Annotated in this window: 14 protein-coding genes; 1 reads left to right on the top strand and 13 read right to left on the bottom strand. The window is 65.7% G+C overall.

Features of this window, described 5'->3' with window-relative positions; genetic code table 11:
- Window positions 1-385: 385 nt before the first annotated feature.
- From C1877_RS14620 to C1877_RS14600, 5 genes are all read right to left on the bottom strand, one after another.
- Window positions 386-1,228 (bottom strand): anti-sigma-I factor RsgI family protein, encoded by an 843-nt coding sequence (locus tag C1877_RS14620; protein ID WP_015538617.1) that lies wholly within the window; start codon window positions 1,226-1,228, stop codon window positions 386-388.
- The gene (locus tag C1877_RS14615) at window positions 1,225-1,716 is read right to left on the bottom strand and encodes an RNA polymerase sigma factor (RefSeq protein ID WP_114569489.1); all 492 of its coding nucleotides are present in this window, start codon (window positions 1,714-1,716) and stop codon (window positions 1,225-1,227) included. The genes C1877_RS14620 and C1877_RS14615 overlap by 4 nt, the downstream gene beginning before the upstream one ends.
- Before the next feature lie 24 nt (window positions 1,717-1,740).
- Complete coding sequence (locus C1877_RS14610; RefSeq protein ID WP_181813866.1) at window positions 1,741-2,238, bottom strand: hypothetical protein; 498 nt, start codon at window positions 2,236-2,238, stop codon at window positions 1,741-1,743.
- A 153-nt stretch (window positions 2,239-2,391) separates the two neighbouring features.
- Window positions 2,392-3,603, bottom strand: coding sequence for a tyrosine--tRNA ligase (tyrS, locus tag C1877_RS14605; RefSeq protein ID WP_015538619.1), 1,212 nt, complete (start codon window positions 3,601-3,603; stop codon window positions 2,392-2,394).
- Window positions 3,604-3,774: 171 nt separating this feature from the next.
- On the bottom strand, window positions 3,775-6,264 hold the full coding sequence (locus tag C1877_RS14600; protein ID WP_114569488.1) for a U32 family peptidase: 2,490 nt from the start codon (window positions 6,262-6,264) through the stop codon (window positions 3,775-3,777).
- 242 nt (window positions 6,265-6,506) lie between these two features.
- Here C1877_RS14600 and C1877_RS14595 point away from each other — a divergent pair, with 242 nt between their 5' ends.
- A complete protein-coding gene (locus C1877_RS14595; protein ID WP_227156009.1) occupies window positions 6,507-8,651 on the top strand; it encodes a transglycosylase domain-containing protein in 2,145 nt (714 codons plus the stop codon).
- A gap of 85 nt (window positions 8,652-8,736) precedes the next feature.
- Here the strand turns inward: C1877_RS14595 and C1877_RS14590 are convergent, their stop codons facing one another.
- The 8 genes from C1877_RS14590 to argJ all read right to left on the bottom strand — a co-directional run bounded on the left by C1877_RS14590 (window position 8,737) and on the right by argJ (window position 19,182).
- Window positions 8,737-9,240, bottom strand: a complete 504-nt coding sequence (locus tag C1877_RS14590) for a hypothetical protein (protein ID WP_015538621.1) — start codon at window positions 9,238-9,240, stop codon at window positions 8,737-8,739.
- Between the two features lie 76 nt (window positions 9,241-9,316).
- Complete coding sequence (locus C1877_RS14585; protein ID WP_227156007.1) at window positions 9,317-11,635, bottom strand: transglycosylase domain-containing protein; 2,319 nt, start codon at window positions 11,633-11,635, stop codon at window positions 9,317-9,319.
- A gap of 265 nt (window positions 11,636-11,900) precedes the next feature.
- Window positions 11,901-13,289, bottom strand: a complete 1,389-nt coding sequence (argH, locus tag C1877_RS14580) for an argininosuccinate lyase (RefSeq protein ID WP_114569486.1) — start codon at window positions 13,287-13,289, stop codon at window positions 11,901-11,903.
- 14 nt (window positions 13,290-13,303) lie between these two features.
- Window positions 13,304-14,635 (bottom strand): argininosuccinate synthase, encoded by a 1,332-nt coding sequence (locus C1877_RS14575; protein ID WP_015538623.1) that lies wholly within the window; start codon window positions 14,633-14,635, stop codon window positions 13,304-13,306.
- Between the two features lie 246 nt (window positions 14,636-14,881).
- Window positions 14,882-15,310 (bottom strand): arginine repressor, encoded by a 429-nt coding sequence (locus C1877_RS14570; RefSeq protein ID WP_015538624.1) that lies wholly within the window; start codon window positions 15,308-15,310, stop codon window positions 14,882-14,884.
- Window positions 15,311-15,530: 220 nt separating this feature from the next.
- Window positions 15,531-16,769 carry an acetylornithine/succinylornithine family transaminase gene (locus tag C1877_RS14565; protein ID WP_114569485.1) on the bottom strand — a complete coding sequence of 413 codons (1,239 nt, stop codon included), beginning with the start codon at window positions 16,767-16,769 and terminating at the stop codon, window positions 15,531-15,533.
- A gap of 92 nt (window positions 16,770-16,861) precedes the next feature.
- Window positions 16,862-17,854 (bottom strand): acetylglutamate kinase, encoded by a 993-nt coding sequence (gene argB, locus C1877_RS14560; protein ID WP_015538625.1) that lies wholly within the window; start codon window positions 17,852-17,854, stop codon window positions 16,862-16,864.
- Entirely contained in the window at window positions 17,851-19,182 is a 1,332-nt protein-coding gene (gene argJ, locus C1877_RS14555) for a bifunctional glutamate N-acetyltransferase/amino-acid acetyltransferase ArgJ (protein ID WP_114569484.1), read from the bottom strand. The genes argB and argJ overlap by 4 nt, the downstream gene beginning before the upstream one ends.
- Between the last annotated feature and the right edge of the window lie 39 nt (window positions 19,183-19,221).

Below are 19,221 nucleotides of genomic sequence, written 5' to 3'. Positions count from 1 at the left end.
CATCTCGCAATATCCGGTTTTCAAGGTTCTCGCCTCCCCTTCCGGGGGGCCTCGCCGCCTCCCTTCCGGGCGAGCGGCGCAAGGAGATACTTTACCTTCCCGTTGCCATCCTGTCAAGAACTTTTTTTCGAAAACTTTCGAAGATTTTCGAGATGCCGTTGAAACGGACTCGCGATCTTCGTGCTCCTAAAAGCTCTCTTCAGAAGGAACGACCCACGCTCTCCTCAAGCGCGGGTTTTGTATAATACCGGTAAGCTATTACCAACGCAATGGGAAAATGCAAGTTTTTGAAAACTTTTCGACACCTTTTGGTAAAACGCCTGATGAAGCACTATTAAGCTTCAAGCTTATCGTGGATGGCGCCACATATCCTTCAAACTTGCGCTTATTCGGCGTGGTGGCCCTTGCCCGAAGCGCCCTTTCCCTGGCCTGCCCCCTGCCCGTGGCCGTTGCCAGCGGGGCCGTCGTGACCGGATCCCCAGCCTGCGCCGCCTTGCTGGCCGCCCTCCCCCTCTGGCTCGCCGCCTTCGAGGGCGGCGATACGGCTGCGCAGCTCGTGCATGCTCATAGAGGCACAGTCTTCGAGCGTCAGGCTGCCGTCCAGCTCCAGCAGGCGGAGTGCCGCCTGATAGCGGCCTGCACCCATGCCGGCAGCCGAAGCAGCCGCGCGCGTCTCCGCGTCAACCGTATGACAGGAGCCCTCGCAAGGCAGGCTGCGCAGGCAGGCGTCGCTTTGCGTGCGCAGCGTGTCGGACTGGCCTGCGTCGTTGGAAGCCACGCTTATCGCAATGTAGGCGTCGCTTTCCAGGTAAGGCGCGAAGGCAGTGCTCGAGGTGAGCGTTGCCACGGCGCTGTCGTAGGGCTTTCCCGTAACCGATACGTCGCGAAGCAGAGCCTCGCCGTCCTCGTTGTAGGCCTTCGCCGAGACGACGATGTCAAAGCGGTTGATGCCAAGCTCGATAGACGGATTCACGTCGATGCCCACGAATGCCGTCTCCTCGAAGTACAGGCGGGAGCCTGCGAGGCCCACGGCCGCCAGCACCAAGCACGCTGCAAGGGCGATGGCGGCACGGCGCCACTTCACAATGCGCGGCGCAGGGGGCTTCGAAGGCGAAGCTTCCCTGGGCTGTACCAGATCGTCGATGGCGGCAAGCGTGCGCGCCCTCACTTCGGGAGGAAGCGACACCTCATCGAAGGCCTCGCGAACGCGTTGCTCCAAATCGTTCATGAGAGGGCCTCCTTCAGAAGCATCTTGCCACGTGCAATCCACGAGTACATGGTGTTGACGGGCGCGTCGACCATCGTCGCGATTTCCGGAGCGGTGTAGCCTTCATAGAGAGAAAGGTAGAGGGGCGTGCGCGGCGGGTCGGTCAGCCCACGCAGGGCGTCCACGACCTCGCTCGAAAACGATGCGGGCTGCATCGCCTCGTCGCAGGACACGAGCTTGTCGCCGCAGGCGCCTTCGTCAAGGGGAACGTTCGCGCGGCTGGATGCCTTGAGCATGTCCTTGCAGGTGTTGGCAGCCACGCGAATGAGCCAGGCCTTGCGATGCTCGTCATCGTTAAACGAGACGGTGTCGGCAAGGGCGTATTTGACCATGGTGTCCTGGAACGCATCCTGGGCATCGGCCGAAGCACGAAAGTAGAGGACGCACACGCGCCACACCGTGGAGCCGTGCGCGTCCATCGCCTGCTCTATGTCCTCGTGCGGCCTCATGCCCTGCCCGGCGCGACGACGGCGCTAGCAGCCGCGGCCGTGATGGCCGCGGCCCGCGCCGGCCCCCTGGCCGTGACCGTGGCCGGCGCCGTTGTCCGGGCAGGTGCCTGCCTCGTAGTTGTCGCACGTACCGTTGCCGTCCGCATCGACGTAGCCGGCACCCTGGCCACGGCCGTTGCCTTGACCAGCGCACGCGCCGCTGGCGTAGTTGTCGCAGACACCGATACCGTCGTTGTCGGCGTCGACATAGCCGCGATGGTGTCCGCCCTGCGCGCACGTGCCGGCTGCGTAGTTGTCGCAAACGCCATCGTTATCGGCGTCGACATAGCCCGGACACGCGGGCGCGGCGGTCGATGCCGCCTCGACGGCCTTCTGCGCCGCCGGCGCCGAATCGGCAATCCCCCGCGCGACGACAGGCTCCGTCGTCGTGGCGCCGCCCTGGGCGCTGGCGAAGGCGATGGTGGGCACGGCGGCAACTGCCAGCAACGCGACAAGGGCGATGGCGACGGTTCTCTTCTTCATGCTTCGGTCCTCCTGGTTGGTTCGGTTCGCTTCTTCCTTCACCGCTAACACGAGCGGGCGGGGCGAATCCTTGCAACGTTTTCCAAATTCTTTCCCTTGATGCGAAAAAGCCCGCCCCGCCAAGGGCGGAACGGGCCTTCGTCGGCAGATTTCCTAGACCAGGCGCACGAACTTGCGCTTGCCCACCTGGAGCGTGGCACCCGCCAGCATCGCCGGGTCCACGTTGTAGGACTTGGCGGGAACGGGCTCGCCGTTCACCTTCACGCCGCCGCCGTCGATGAGGCGCCGGGCCTCGCCGGCGCTGGCAGCCAGGCCCGCATCGGCGATAAGCTTGGCCAGGTAGACGGTGCCCTCGTCGTTGGGGGCGAGATCGGCCGCGAACTCGGGGATGTCATCGGGCACGGCGTGCTGCTTGAACACGAGGTCGAACTGCTCCTCGGCCGCCTGCGCCGCCGCCTCGTCGTAGTAGGCCGCCACGATGTTCTGCGCCAGCGCGCGCTTCACCTTGTTGGGATGCAGCTCGTCGGCAGCCAAGCCGCGCTCGATCTCGTCGATCTCGTCGACCGGTAGCGCGGAGGCCAGGCGGTAGTACTTCACCATGAGCTCGTCGGGGATGGACATGACCTTGCCGAACATGTCGGCCGGCTCGTCGGTGAGGCCGATGTAGTTGCCGTAGCTCTTGGACATCTTCTGCACGCCGTCGGTGCCCTCGAGCAGCGGAAGCGTGAGGCACACCTGCGGCTCCATGCCCATCTTCTCCATGAGCTCGCGGCCGGCCAGCAGGTTGAACAGCTGATCGGTGCCGCCGAGCTCCACGTCGGCCTCGATGACGACCGAGTCGTAGGCCTGCATGAGCGGGTAGAGGAATTCGTGCAGGCTGATGGGCTGGCTGTTGGTGTAGCGGTTGTGGAAGTCGTCGCGCTCGAGGATGCGGGCCACCGTGAAGTTGCTGGCAAGCTTCAAAAGGCCCTCCATGTTGAGGGAGAGCAGCCATTCGGAGTTGTAGCGCAGGGTGGTCTTCTCGGGATCGAGGATCTTGAAGGCTTGGTCGACGTAGGTCTGGGCGTTCGCCTTGATCTGTTCGGAGGTGAGCTGCGGGCGCGTGGAGTTGCGGCCGGACGGGTCGCCGATGAGCGCGGTGCCGTCGCCGATGATGAGCGTGACGCCGTGGCCGAGGTCCTGGAACTGGCGGAGCTTGCGCAGCGGCACGGCATGCCCGAGGTGGATGTCGGGGGCCGTGGGGTCGACGCCCAGCTTGATATTGAGGGGCTTGCCGCGCTTGAGCTTCTCGAGCAGCGCGCTTTCCGGCACGATCTGCGCCGCGCCGGAGGCGATGGTGTGCAGTTGTTCTTCAGCGGATAGCATCGATCTCTCTCCTTACTATATATAGTGTTGGAGATTCTAGCACATCGGTGGTCGACAAGGGGCGTTTCACATGCCCGGGATTGCGAGGGCGGCGAGGGCGGGGCGGGGCCGGCTTGCGGGGGTGACATTATCCCCGTCCCTCTGTCACCCCCTGATCGTGGCGCTTCCCCCTTACGAGACCCCTCGGTAGAGGTGGCCGCTGGTGGTGCCGGGAGTCTTGGCGAGCGCGTTGCCGTCGCGCTGGGCCACGTCGCGGGCGCGGACGGTGCGGGCCACGGCGGCGGCCGTCTCCTCGACGTTCATGAGCGTGGCATCCACCATGAGCGCCGAGAGGCCGGCTGCAATGAGGTCGGGAACCACCTGGGCCACGTCGAGCACCACGCCGTTGTACACGTGGCTGCGCCCCAGCGCGTCGGTGACGACGGGGAACTCGTAATCCTTGCGGTCCTTGAGGTAGTGCGGGCTCTTGCGGCGCGCGCACTCGTCGCACCGCTCGTTGCACGGTCCCTGGCTCATGAGCAGGCAGTGCTCGCACACCATGAGCTCCTGCGCCCCCATGATGGTCAGGCCGAGCGCGACGGGCGCGTTCTCGGCCAGGTCGGCCACCTGGCCGAGCGTGAGCTCGGGCGAGAGCCACACGCGCTCGACCCCCCAGTCGGCCATCGTTTCGAGCGAGAGGCGGTTCACAAGCGGCAGGTGCGGGCCCGCCTCCACGACGGCGCCCAGCTCGGCGGCGCGCTGCACGGCGCCCAGACTCTCGGCGAGCACGGGCTTCCCGGGCTTCACGTAGCGCCAGGGGTCGAAGCCGAGCAGATCCTCGCGGGTGCCGGCCACCGGGTCATGGTCGACCACGGGCAGCGCCGTGACGCACTGCTTCGGGTAGCCGGCCTGCTCTGCCGTGCCCGTGCGCTGGCCGGCGATGACCGCCTCGCCGCGCTTGTAGTTGAGGGCCGGAACGTAGACCGTATCGGCGCCGGCGCGCTTGGCGGCGCGCGCGCAGGCGGGGTTCGTCACCCATGCGGCAACCGTGCAGCCCCGGCGCTCGGCCGGAACCCGGCGGGGCCGCTCCTGCACGCGCGGCAGGGCGCGGTTGCGATAGGGGGCCAACAGACTCGCGCTTAGGTTGTCGAGCGCGTCGGCGCGCACGCGGTGCAGCTGGGAGAAGCCGATGCCCACGTTCTCGTCGAGGTCGATATCGAGCGCGTCGAGCTGGAACGGCGTCTGCCCGAGCCGGTCGATATGCGCCCGGACGTCCGTCGCGGCCACGGCCTTCGTACGCGCCGCCTCCACGACGTCGCCCTCCGCCACGCCGATGGCGTCGGCGGCATCGGCCTCCGCGCCGGCGAGCCGAAACTCGATGCGCAGCGGCTCGCCGATGCGCAGCCGCGCCGAACCGACCACGCGCACGCGCGGCGCTAACGGGTCGTCGGCGAAGCCGGTGGCGGCGTTGCGCACGCGGAACACGCGGTCGCCCTTGCCCACCGCCCGCTGCGGAGCCGTGCGCACGTTGCCCGCCTTGTCGGCCTCGAGAGGGCCGAGCGTGTGGGCGAAGTGACCCTTGTTCGTCCAGAATTCCAGCACGTCGCCCTCGTGCAGCTCCTCCTCGGCGGCGATAGCCGCCACCCCGTCGCGCGCGTAAGCCACGCGGCCCACGAAGACGCCGCGGTTGTTGGGGCGTCCGTAGCTCATGATGTCGTTGCCGCGTTGGCCCGTGAGGTACGCCGTGGTGAATCCACGCGAGAACGCCTCCTCGAGCGCGCGGCGCTCGTCGCCGGTGGCGCGCACGGGGTCACTCTCCGCCGCCTCGCCCGTCGCACGCGCGGCCAGCACGCGGTCGAGCACCGCCCGGTAGGCGGACGTCACCGCAAACACGTAGTCGGCGGACTTCATGCGCCCCTCTATCTTGAGCGAGGCGGCACCGGCTGCCACCAGCTCGGGCATGAGGTCGATGACGCAGAGATCCTGCGGCGAGAGCAGGTGCTCGCCCGGCGACGGCAGCTCCTTGCGCTGTGCGCGGTTGCGCAGCTCGTAGGGAAGCCGGCACGCCTGGGCGCACAGGCCCCGGTTCGCCGAGCGGCCGCCGATCATCGAGGACATGAAGCACTGGCCCGAATAGCACACGCACAGGGCACCGTGGGCGAACGCCTCGACTTCCAGGCCGAGGTCGGACGCAATGCCGGCCAGGTGCTCAACTTCTGCCAGGGACAGCTCGCGCGCGAGCGTCACGCGGCGCGCACCCAGCTTGGCGGCTGCCTCGATGCCGGCTGCGTTGTGGGTGTTCATCTGCGTGGAGATATGCAGGCGCGCCTGGGGAAGCGAGCGGGCGAGCTCGGCGGCCACGCCCACGTCCTGCACGATGAAGGCATCGGCGCCGGCCCGGTACGCCTGCCGCGCGCACTCGAGAGCGCGGTCGACCTCCGAGGGCAGGATGGCGGTGTTCAGCGTCACGTACACGCGCACGCCGCGCAGATGCGCGTAGTCGCAGGCCTCGCCAAGGGTCTCAAGCGTGAAGTTGTCGGCGTTGCGCCGTGCGTTGAACGCGTCCAATCCCAGGTAGACGGCATCCGCCCCACCTGCCACCGCCGCGTGCAGCGCCTCTGCGCCCCCCGCCGGGGCAAGCAGTTCCACGGACGGCAGCGCCGTGCCTTGCTGGTTCGACATAGTTGCTTCCTAACTGCGTATCTCATGCGACCGCACGTGCATTATGCGTGCGAGCAGCCGCTTTATGCTCTTTTCTGTGCGCCGGCCCGCGTTGTAACGGTTCGGCAACGGCAGTATGGTAGTATAGTCGAACCATGAAAATACGGCGAAAACAGCGCGAAACGCGCACCCATGCCGCGAAATGGCTCCTGCTTGTCGCAGCAGCGGCTTTCTGCTTCGTGGCGTATCAAGGCGTCCAGGGCGTGCTTCACGTCATAGACGATTGGACGAGCGACCTCCCCAGCCTGTCGAGCACCGACGCGTTCAACTACGCGCAGGAGTCGACGATGTACGCGGGCGACCAGAGCACGCTTTTGGCCGAGTTCCAGCTTGAGAAGCGGGACCCGCTCGCCTCGGCCGACCAGGTGAGCCCCTACGTGCTCAAGGGCACGGTGGACACCGAGGATGTGCGCTTCTACGAGCATACCGGCGTGGACCTTCCCGGCATCGCACGCGCCGTGCTCGTCAACCTGGGCGGCGGGGCGCTCGAGGGCGCCTCCACCATCACGCAGCAGCTCGTGCGCAACACCGTGCTGTCCGAGGAGGCCAACGACATCTCGTTCGAGCGCAAGATCCGCGAAGCGCAGCTGGCGGTGGACATGGAGAAGATGTACTCCAAAGACGAGATACTCCTCATGTACCTGAACACCATCAACTACGGCGACGGCTGCTACGGCATAGAGGCGGCGGCACAGAACTACTTCCAGGTGTCGGCGCTCAACTTGACGCTGTCGCAGGCTGCCGCCCTTGTGGGCATCCCCCAGTCGCCGACGTACCTCAACCCGAAGGAGAACCCGGAGGCCTGCCAGGAGCGCCGCAACGTGGTGCTCGACCGCATGCTCACGGCCGGCGACATCACGCAGGAGGAGCACGATGCAGCCCAAGCGGTGCCGCTGGAGGAGGATCTGAACCTGGCCGGCGATCCGCCCAGCCAGGGAATCTACGCCTATCCTTACTTTACCAGCTATGTCCGCGACCTTCTGACGGCCGAGAACAACCCCTTCGGCCTCTCCTATGCCGACCTGTTCGAGGGTGGCTACACCATCTACACGTCGCTCGACCCGGCCATGCAGGAGAAGGCTGAAGCGGCCTGCGCCGCCCAAAACGAGGTCATTGCCGATAATCTCGAGTCCTCCATCGTGGCCGTCGAGCCAAGTACGGGCTATATAAAAGCCCTCGTGGGCGGCAAGGACTATTTCTCTAACCAATGGAACGTCGCCACGCAGGGAGGCCAGCCTACAGGATCGTCGTTCAAGCCGTTCACCTTGGCGGCAGCCATCGAGCAGGGCATCAATCCCGCAACGATGATCGACTGCACGAACCCGATGACCATAACGGGCGGCAAAGAGCTTTGGAACTTCGGCAATACCAACTACGGGATACGCAGCATCGCAAGCGCCACCACCGTGTCGTCGAACACTGGCTACTACCGACTTGCCGAAAAAGTGACCCCTGCCGCCATGAACGAGATGGCGCAACGCCTCGGGGCGAACTTCGAAACGCAGAACCTGCCTATTGCCACGCTGGGCACGGAGAACGTCACGCCCCTCGATATGGCGAAAGCCTACGCCACCTTTGCTACCGGTGGGATGCGACACGAGGCGGTAGCCGTGACGAAGATCGTGGACAAGAACGGCAACGTGGTCTACGAGGCACCGACCAGCGACGAGGGAGAGCGTGTGATCTCCGAAGAGGTGGCGGGTGCCGTGACCAAGGTGCTTCGCACGGTTTTCGAATCTTCTGATGGCACCGCCTACGGCATGATGCCGACGAACGGGCAACCGGTGGCGGGCAAGACGGGCACCGTGCAGGAATTTCGCGGACACTGGCTCGTAGGATACTCGCCGCAACTCTCGTGCGCCGCTTGGATCGGCAGCCGCAATTACGAACAGACCGACGAGGACCTCACTGCCAACTATCTGTGGAGGGACTTCATGTCGCGAGCCCTCGCGGGTACGGAGATCGTGCAATTCCCCGAGACGAAGGATCCCGAGTACAAGAACCCCTTCAACACGGAGCAGAAGGAGAAGTACGCGAAGCAAACGCAGGAAGAGAAGGACAAGGAGCTCGCCGCGAAGGCGGCGGGTGCCGTGGGGCTTTCCCTAAGCGATGCCGCCTCCCTGCTGAACGGGTACGACGTCTCCTATACCGAGGAGTATTCGAGCAGCGTCGCAGCGGGCATCGTCATCAGCCAGAGCGTGCAGAACGGCAAGATCGTGCTCGTGGTGTCGAAGGGGCCGAAGCCGGTTGACCCGACCCCCACGCCGACACCTACCCCGACGCCCGACCCGGATCCACCTCCCGACCCGGACCCAACCCCCGACCCTCCGCCTGACGGCACGGGATGATTCGACGTTTTGCCCTTGCATCGAAACGCTCCCCTTCCACGAACTTGAGGAAGGGGAGCGTTTTGGTTGGAAGAACAGGCTGTTGCTAGTTCTTCTCGGAGGCCTTGTTGTCGCCCGACTGGAGCTTGCCGATACCCTCGTCGTACTGGCTCTTGATATCGGCTATACGCTGGTCGTACGTCGAATAGTCGAAAGGCTGTGCCTCGGTGGCGCTGTCGATTTCCGTGTAGAGCTCGATGTAGGCGTTCAGGGCGTCCTTCAGCTTGTTCGTGCCGTCGACGTACTCCTGCTGGATGTCCTTGAGATCGTCGGGGACGTTCAGCTTGCCCAGCTCGTCGAGCGCCTTGTAGGCGTTGTCGGCCTGTGTCCGCATGCCCACCAGGTCGCCGCGCGACACGGCGTCGGTGAAACCGTCGAGCCGGCTCTGCAGATCTTCCATCGTCTGGTTGACCTGCGTCATGTACTGTCGGTTCTCGGACTGCTGCTTCGTCGCGGCGCTTTCCTGCGACGTGCAGCCGGCGAGCGCGGCAACCGCCACGAAGGCCGCGCACATGACGCCGACGGCTTTGATGAGCATGGAACGTTTCATGTACAACCTACTTCCCTTTCGAGTAAAGCGCCGCTTGGATGCGGCGCGTGAAAACAACCTGCAAACAGTGTACCTGTTATGCGGCGAGCATTTGAAGTGTGCGCGACCAAATCGTTGGCAGAGAGAAACTTGCCGCAGACGGGGTCTTGGCCGGATCGGGCTTCGGGGTGGGCTCGGGATCGGGGGTCGGCTCCGGTTCCGGATCGGGCGTGGGCTCGGGGTCCGGCGTGGGCTCGGGGTCCGGGGTTGGAGCCGGATCGGGCTTGTCGGTCCCACCGCCGGATGGCCCTCCCGGCGTGTTGGATCCGTTAGTGCCGCCCGAGTTCGAGCCGTTGTTGGTCCCGTTCGCGCTGTTGGAATCGGTGTCTTTGTCCTTCTTGTCCGAGTCTTTCGACTCATCCTCACCTGAAGAGCCGGCGGTGCCCCCGATGCCGTACTTCGCATCGGTATAGGTCTTATACGGCGGATTGGCGGCATTGGCGAAATCGACCGCAGGCTGCCCTTCGAGCACCACGTTCATGAAGCTGGCAAAGGCGCTTGCCACCGTGACCGACGGCGGGATCGATTCGCAGGAGTTGCCTCCAAAGTAATCGCGACGGTCGCCAAGCCAGAAAGCCACCGACATCTGGGGCGTCACGCCGCAGAACCAACTGTCCTTGTAATCGTCCGAGGTGCCCGTCTTACCTGCGACAACCTGCCCGTTCGCCAAGGCGGCATCGGTGCCGGTGCCCTCGGAGCTCTGCACGACGCCCTCCATAACCTTGAGGGCCGCATGGGCGACCTCGGGCTCGAGCACCCGCTCTCCCTCGGTGGTGGTGTTATCCACGACCAGCTCGTCATCGCGATTGTAAACTTGCAGGACGGGAGTGGTGTTGTGGTGGACGCCCCCGCTGGCAAGCGTAGCGTAGGCCTCGGCCATCTCAAGGGGCGTCACCGCGTCGACGCCTAACGTAATAGAGCCGGTGCTCGACAGATTGGAATGGATGCCCATCTCCTTGGCAGTCGAAGCCACGGCGTCGGGCCCGAGCGACAGGCAGAGGCGCGCGAAACCGGTGTTCGAAGACACGGCGAAGGCACGCGCGATGCTGCGGGTTCCATACTCCGTCTTGTTGATGTTCTCGACGGACCACCCGGGGAACTTCGCCGTGGCCGAGCAGTTGATGAGGGTCTGCGGATCGATTCCCGCCTTGATAGCCGCCACCAGGGTGAACGTCTTGAACGAGGATCCCGACTGACGGCCGGCCCCGCCGGTGCCCGTTGCGAGGTTCACCTGGCTCTCAGAGTAATCCCTGCCCCCGACGAGCGCCTTGATGTGGCCCGTCTCGGGGTCGACGGCCGCCATGGCAGACTCGAACACGTTGTCAAGGCCGGCAGTCCCGTTTGCCTGGGCGGCCTTGTCCCTCGCTGCCTGCTCCGCCGCCTCCTGGGCGGTGACGTCGAGCGTCGTGACGATGGTGAACCCGCCCTTGAGTATCTCCGCCTCCGACATTCCCAGCTCTTCCTTGAGCTCTTGGCGCATGTAGCTGGTGAAGTACGGGTAGGCGAGGATGCCGTCGTTCGTGGGGATGGTCTCGTTGACCTCGAGGGGAGCCTGCTGCGCCGCGTCGTGCTCCTCCTGGGTGATATAGCCATTCGACAGCATCCGGTCGAGCACGAGATTGCGTCGCTCTATGCAGTTCTTGCCGCCGTCGACAAGCGGGTTGTTGTAAGACGGCGACTGGGGAATGCCCACGAGGGCGGCAGCCTCGGCCAGCGTCAGGTCGGTCGCGTCCTTCGAGAAGTAGCGCTGCGAGGCGGCCTGGATGCCGTACGTGGCGTTGCCGTAGTTGATGGTGTTGAGGTACATGCGCAGTATCTCGTCTTTCGAGTACACTTCCTCGAGCTTGACGGAAAGGTACATCTCGCGCACCTTGCGCTTGATGGATATCTCATCCATCTCGTCGGAGAGGATGGTGTTGCGCACGAACTGCTGCGTGATGGTCGAGGCGCCCTCGCGACCCGATCCGGTGATGTTCACCACGAGCGCACGCGCGATGCCGGCCAGGTCGAAGCCGCCGTGCTCGTAGAAGCGCTCGTCCTCGGTTGCCACCGTTCCATCGAGCACATACTGGCTGATCTGGTTCAACTCAACCGGCTCGCGGTTGTCCAGCTGGAATTTGGCAAGCTGGACGGTCTTGGTGCTGTCCCACGCCTCGCTTGGGAGCGAGGTATTGAGATTGTCCGTATTCGAGACGTCGTACTCCGTCAGATCGCCGATCCAGGACATGCCGAGGGCGTAGACGCCCACGCCGCCGGCGACGATTACGGCCGCCAGGACGCTGACGACGACGAGCAGCCCGATCTTGGGATGCTTCTTCTTGGCACTGGGCCGGTTCTTCATTGAACGTGAAGCCACGTGAACACCTCCAAAAAACTTTCGCCATTGTATCATCGGGGGGCTGCCCCTCTTGAATCAACACAAGTTTGTTGGAAAATGGTCACAAGGCAAAAGGGCCGATGGGAGGCCTAAAAATGCCGCCGGATGACCCGGCGGCATGAACGCGAGGTTGAAGGTGCGTGACAGGGGGACGGGGATAATGTCACGCCCACGGGGCTCTCACAACCTTCAAGCAGATGCGGGGCGTGACATTATCCCCGTCCCCCTGTCACGCCCTTGCTGGCTAGAGCGCGGCCTCGTCGGCGGCGAGAACCTGCTTCGCGAGCGCCAGCTGCTCGGCCACGGCGGCGTGGCCCGTGCCGCCCTCGGTGGTGCGGGCGGCCACGATGGCGTCGAGGTCGAGTGCGGAGGTGATGTCGGCCTCGAAGAGGTCGCTCTCGGCCTGGAAGTCCGCGAGCGCAAGGTCATCCAGATCGCAGCCGCGCTGCTCGCACAAAAGCACGAGGTGCCCCACCACCTCGTGGGCGCGACGGAACGGCATGCCCTTCTTCGCCAGGTAGTCGGCCACGTCGGTGGCGGCGAGGTAGCCCTTCTTCGCCTGGGCGCGCATGCTCTCGGGCTTCACCGCCATCGTCTCGATCATGCCGGCGGCGCACACGAGGCAGTCCTCGAGCGTCTTGGCGGCGTCGATGGCCCCTTCCTTGTCCTCCTGCAGGTCCTTGTTGTACGCGAGCGGCAGCGCCTTCATGGTGACGAGCAGCGCCACGAGGTCGCCCACCACGCGCCCGGTCTTCCCGCGGATGAGCTCAGCGAAGTCGGGGTTCTTCTTCTGCGGCATGATGGACGAGCCCGTGGAGAACGCGTCGGAGAGCTCGATGAAGTCGAACTCGGCCGTGGACCACAGCACGATCTCCTCGCACAGGCGCGACAGGTGCATGCACGACACGCTGCACGCGTAGGACAAATCGAGCAGGAAGTCGCGGTCGGACACGGCATCGAGCGAGTTGGGGATCACGCGCGAGAAGCCGAGGCTCGCCGCCGTCATCTGACGGTCGAGCGGGTACGTGGTGCCGGCGAGGGCCGCCGCGCCCAGCGGGCTGGCATCGGCGGCGCGGCGGGCGGCGGCCAGGCGCTCGAAGTCGCGTGCGAGCATCCACACGTAGGCGAGCATATGGTGAGCGAACAGCACGGGCTGGGCGTGCTGCAGGTGCGTGTAGCCCGGCATGATGACGTCCGGATGCTCCTCGGCCTGTTTGACGAGCGCCTGGCGCAGCGCGACGTTGGCCGCCATGAGGTCCTCGCAGCGCTGCTTCGCGAACAGGCGCGTGTCGGTGGCCACCTGGTCGTTGCGGCTGCGGCCCGTGTGCAGGCGTGCGCCCGCATCGCCGACGTCCGCGATGAGCGCGCGCTCAACGGACATATGGATGTCCTCGTCGTTGATGTCGAAGGCGAACTTCCCCGCCTCGATGCGCTCCTGCACGCGCTCGAGCCCGCCCACGATGGCATCGGCGTCGGCCTGCGCGATGACGCCCGCCGATCCCAGCATGGCCGCGTGCGCCTTCGAGCCGGCGATATCCTGCGCATAGAGCGCCTTGTCAACCGGCAGCGAGGCGCCGAAGCGCTGCGTGAACTCGCTCACGTTCTCCGTGAACCTGCCTGACCAGAGTGCCATGGGTTTCCTTTCGCTTACGCCAAGACGGCTTCTGCCTCGGCAACAACCTGCTTGCCGAGAGGCGTCACGTCCTCGTACTTGCCCTTCTTGAGGGGGCCCTGCTGCTTCTCGGCATCGAAGAGCTCGGCCGGGGCGCCCTCCTGCCGACGGTTCGAGGCCCACGTCTTGCCGGAGAGCGTCTGCAGCTTGATGAAGCCCTTGGCGGCCGTGTGGTCGAACGCGTCGTCCTTGTCGTAGGTGGCCAGCGCGTAGTCGTAGAGCGAGTAGGCGCTCTTCCGGCCGACCACCGTGCAGGAGCCCTTGTAGAACTTGAGCCTCACCGTGCCGGACAGGCAGCGCTGGGTGGACGCCATGAACGCGTCGATGGCCTCCTTGAGCGGCGAGAACCACTGGCCGTTGTACACGGCGGTGGCCCAGGCCTGCTCCATGCCCAGCTTGTAATGCAGCACTTCCCGCTCGAGCACGAGGTCCTCGAGCGCCTTGTGCGCCTGGATGAGCGCGAGGCCCGCCGGCACCTCGTAGCACTCGCGGCTCTTCACGCCCACGAGCCGGTTCTCGATCATGTCGATGCGGCCGTAGCCGTGCTTGCCGGCGATCTCGTTCAGCGCGTAGATGATGCCGAGGAAGCTCTTCTGGTCGCCGTTGATCATGTAGGGCAGGCCGCGCGCGAACGTGAGCTCAACGTATTCGGGCTGGTCGGGAGCCTGCATCGGATCGCTCGTCATGGTGTAGATGTCCGCCGGCGGCTCGGTCCACGGGTCCTCCAGCACGCCGCACTCGATGGCCCGGCCCCACAGGTTGTCGTCGATGGAGTACGGCGACTTCTTGGTGGTGGGCACCTCGATGCCGTGAGCCTGCGCCCACTCCATCTCCTCGGGCCGGGTCTTGAGCTCCCACTCGCGCACCGGGGCGAGGATCTCGATGTCGGGGTCCAGCATCGTGATGCTCGACTCGAAGCGCACCTGGTCGTTGCCCTTGCCCGTGCAGCCGTGCGCGATGTACTTCGCGCCGAACTTGTGGGCGGCGTCCACGAGGTGCTTGGAGATGAGCGGCCGCGACAGCGCCGAGACCAGCGGGTACTTGTTCTCGTACATGGCGTTGGCAGCGAGAGCCTTGGCCAGGTACTCCTTGGCGAACGTCTCCCGCATGTCCACTACCAGGCAGTCGAGCGCGCCGGATTTGAGCGCCTTCTGCTTGATCTTCTCGAGGCCCTCGTGCTCCTGCCCCACGTCACCCACGACGGCGATGACGTCGACGCCCTTGTTCTCCTGGAGCCACTTGATGCAGCACGACGTGTCGAGGCCGCCCGAGTATGCCAGTACCGCTTTTTCCTTCTGATCTGCCATGATGAATCCCTTTCCTGCGTTTGCTTTTTCTTTTGGCTTAAATGGTTCGTTGCCCGGTTCTCCGATGCAGATACGGGTTGGCCTTGGCTCCGCCCTGCCGTTCTCGGCGTGCGGATACACGGGGTCCCGTGTGCATCGCGGCTTTTCGCGGTGGCGTGAGCGCCGGGCGGCTCTCACGACTTCATGCTGCTGGGCAGCCTTGGGGGAAAGGAGGGAGAAAAGCGTCCCTCGCGCTAAAGTAGACGACTAACGTCGTCGCAGTCGGTCGATGGCACGCTCAACTTCAAGAGCGGCCTCGGGGCTCTCGGCAGCGATCATGATCGTGTTGTCACCGGCAACGGTGCCGAGCGCGCCGCGCAAGCTCGCTTTATCGAGCGCAGCGGAGACGCCGGCGGCTCCGCCGGAGAACGTCTTGACCACGATGAGATTGCCTGCCACGTGTACCTCTTCAACCAGTTCGGAAACCATGCGCTGGAGGCGCATTTCCTCCGGCAGCACGTAATAGCCTTCGCGGGACTTCACCAGGCCCATGTCCATGATGTCCCGAGAGATGGTGGCCTGGGTGCAATCGTAGCCTGCGGCTTGCAGCTGATCGGCGAGATCGCGCTGCGTCTTGACATTATGCTCGCGAATGATATCGCGGATGATGTCATGCCGTTGCTGACGTTTCCTCATGCCCTCGACTCTCTGTCCTTGCGGAGCACTATCACATACAGTTTCACAGCCATTCGCACGGTTATGCAGAAAATCGCAAGACCGGCAAAATTTATGCAGTAAATAGTACCTCATGACACTGCGTTTGCGAAGTAGGAATTTCCAAAAGTACGAAAAATTCGGTAAAGCGGGCGCCTCGAACGCCCAAGGCGGCGGGCGTTCGAGGCAATAGCAGGCGGCCCTACACGCCCAGCAGGCAGGACAGGCGCTCGACGAGCTGATCCACGTGCTGCTCCTCGCAGACGAGCGGAGGCAGGAAGCGCAGCGTATGCGGGCCGGTGGCGTTGATGACGAGGCCCTTGCCCAGCGCGCGCAGGACGACGTCGTTCGCATCGACGTCCTCGGCCAGGTCGGCAGCCACCATGAGCCCCAGCCCGCGCACCTCCACCACGTGAGGCAATTCGGCCAGGCGCTCGCGCAGGTAGGCGCCCACGCGCTCGACGCGCGCGCCGAAGCCCTCGTCCGCAAGCGTGCGCAACGTGGCCTGCGCGGCGGCGACGGCCAGGTTGCTGCCGCCGAACGTGGAGCCGTGGTCGCCGGGTGCGAACGAGGCGGCCACGTTGGCACGGGCCGCGCACATGCCCGTGGGCATGCCCGAGGCCACGCCCTTGGCGATGGTCACGACGTCGGGCACGATGCCGAAGCGCTGGAACGCGAACGGCGTGCCGCAGCGGAAGACGCCCGTCTGCACCTCGTCGCAGATGAGCAGCGCGTCGTGCTCCTCGGTAAGGCGGCGTGCAGCTTGCAGGAACTCCGGCGTGCACGGATGCACGCCGCCCTCGCCCTGCACGCATTCCACCATGACGGCGCATATCTCGCTGCCGCGTTCGGCGAACAGGGCCTCGAGTGCGGCCACGTCGTTGGGCGCCGTATGGGCGAAGCCGTCGGGCAGGGGCTGGAACGCCTCCTGCTTGGCGGGCTGGGCCGTGGCGGCCAGCGTGGCCATGGTGCGCCCGTGGAAGCTGCGGTCGAGCGTGACGACGACGCGCGGCGCGGCGGACGCTGCGGCGCGGGCCTGCGCCTCCGCCCGCTTGCGGGCGTGCAGGCGCGCCAGCTTGATGGCGCACTCGTTGGCCTCGGCGCCCGAGTTCGCGAAGAAGCTCTGCCACGGCTCCGCGTCCTCGGGGGCGCCGTGGTTGAGCAGGTCGGAGAGGCGGCGAGCCACTTCCCCACGGCCTTCAATATAGTAGTAGTTGCTCACGTGGATGAGCTTCTCCGCCTGCTGCCGGAGCGCATCGACGACGGCCGGATGGCAGTGCCCCAGGCTGATGACGCCGATACCGGCGATGAAGTCCAGGTACGCACGGCCCTTGTCGTCCTCGAGCACCATGCCGGCGCCGCGCACGAACTCGACGGGCTTGCGCCCGAACGTGTGCATGACGTAGCGTTCTTCCAGTTCCTGCTGCCTCTCAAGGCTCATGGCGATCCTTCCGTTCGGTTGTTGCAGAGCTGCCTTTCGCGCGATGCGGGAAGGGGCACGCGGCCCCTTCGCCGGTCAGCGGGTATCGGCGATCAGCCCACGAAGCGCTCGGCGGCAGCGGCTTGCGCGGCCGCCTGCTCGCGGTTCTCCAGCAGCTTGGAGGCGAAGTTGCCCAGCGGATGGGCGTCGAACTTGCACGCCTCTTCCGTGGAGTGCATGGTGGTGCCTACGCCGGTACTGGTCAGAAGCTCAAGGAGCAGCGAATGCGGCGTGGTTCCGTTCAGGATGTGCGCGCGGAACACGCCGGCGTCGAGCGCGGTGACGCACGACTTCAGCTTGGGGATCATGCCGGTGGACACCACGTCGTTCTCGATGAGGTACTGGGCCTCGAAGAGCGTGAGGTTCGAGATGAGCGTGGACTTGTCCTCGAAGTTCTCGTAGAGGCCATCCACGTCGGTGAGGAACACCACCTTGTGCGCGCCGATGGCGGCGGCGATGTGGCCCGCCACCATGTCGGCGTTCACGTTGTAGAAGCCGCCGTCCTCGCCGAGCGCGACCGATGCGACCACGGGAATGTAGTCGGCGTTCACGAGGTCGTCGAGCAGCGGACGGTTGATGCGCGTGATGCGGCCCACACGGCCCAGGTCGGGGCTGGCCTGCTCGGCCACGATGACGCCTGCGTCGGCGCCGGACACGCCCACGGCGAAGTTGCCGTGCTCGTTCAGGGCCTCCACGAGCTCCTGGTTCACCTTTCCCATGAGCACGGTGCGCACGAGATCCATGGCCTCGGGCGTGGTGACGCGCTGACCGTCCTTGAACTCCACGGGCAGGTTCACGAATTCCATGGCCTCGGTGATGGCCTTGCCGCCGCCGTGCACGATGACGGGATTCACGCCGACGATCTTCAGCAGCACGATGTCGTTCATGACGTCGGCGCGCAGCTGCTCGTCGACCATGGCCGAGCCGCCGTACTTGATGACGACGGTCTTACCGGTGATGTTCTTGATCCAGGGAAGGGCCTCGACGAGCACTTCCGCGGCCTTGTGCGATACGCCTTTCGGGCGCGTGTCCTTTGCGTACTTCATGAGCGGTAATCTCCGTTGATCGTGACGTAATCGTGGCTGAAATCGCAGGTCCAAACCGTGGTGGCGGCGTCGCCGGCGCCGAGGTCGACGTCGATTGCGATTTCGGGGTTCTCGAAGCGCCGGAGCGCCTCGTCCTCGTCGAAGGGGACGGTGAGCCCGCCGCGGCACACGGGCAGGCCCATGATGTCGATGGCGGCGTCTTCTTGGCGGAAGGCGGCGCCCGACTTGCCGATGGCCATGGCCACGCGGCCCCAGTTGGCGTCGTGGCCGTAGACAGCCGTCTTGACGAGCGGGGAGTTCGCGACGGCTCGCGCGGCGGCATCGGCGTCGGCCGGCGTGGCGGCGCCCGTCACGTTCACGGTGACGAGGCGCGTGGCGCCCTCGCCGTCGGCGGCCATCTGGCGCGCGAGGTTCTGGCACACGGCTTCGAGCGCCTGCTCGAAGCGGGCGAGCGCCGGAGAGCCCGGATGGAAGGGAACGGTGCTCGGCGTGGCGCCGCCATTGGAGAACAGGAAGCACGAGTCGTTCGTGGACGTATCGGAATCGACCGTGACCTTGTTGAAGCTGCGGCCCGCCGCGCGGGAGAGGGCGGCGTGCAGCGCGTCGGGGCGCACCGGCGCATCGGTGGTGAGCACGGCTATCATGGTGGCCATGTTCGGCATGATCATGCCCGAGCCCTTCGCCATGCCGCCCACCGTGAACGTGCAGCCGTCGTAGCCGATGCCGTCGCCCGAGAACGTGACCGCCGCCTCCTTCGGGCGCGTGTCGGTGGTCATGATGGCGCGCGCCGCGTTGGCGCCGCCGCTTGCTACCGAGAGCTCGAGGGCGGCGAGGGGGATGCCCGTGGCGAACGGCTCGAGCGGCAGGTGTTCGCCGATCACGCCGGTGGAGGCCACCAGCACCTCGGTGGGCGCGCAGCCGAGGACGTCGCTTGCGATGGCGGCGGTTTCGCGGGCGGCCGCGAGCCCGCGCTCCCCCGTGGCGGCGTTGGCGTTGCCGGAGTTTACGACCACGGCCTGCGCGATGCCGTAGCCGCAGTCCTCCAAATGCTCGCGGGACACCGTGACGGGCGCCGCGCAGAACACGTTCTGGGTGAACACGGCCGCGCATGCGCACGGCTTGTCGGCGGCCACGAGCGCAAGGTCGAAGCGGTTGGGGTCTTTGCGGAAGCCCGCATGGACGCCGGCCGCGCGGAATCCGCGCGCCGAGGTGACGCCGCCGCCCTCGACAACCGCGAGGGTGTCGGGGAGCTGCGCGGCGGTTTCCGCACGCAGCGGCGCTACGCTGCTGGTGGATGACGGGGCGGATGCGGCATGCGTGTCGGTCATGGCGGCTTCTTTCTGGTTGCGTTGCTTGGGCTGTTCGCT

The organism is Gordonibacter pamelaeae, assembly GCF_003340385.1.
GTDB classification, from domain to species: Bacteria; Actinomycetota; Coriobacteriia; order Coriobacteriales; family Eggerthellaceae; genus Gordonibacter; species Gordonibacter pamelaeae.
The sequence above is the reverse complement of the archived record's forward strand: the minus strand, read 5'-3'. Positions and strand labels throughout refer to the sequence as shown.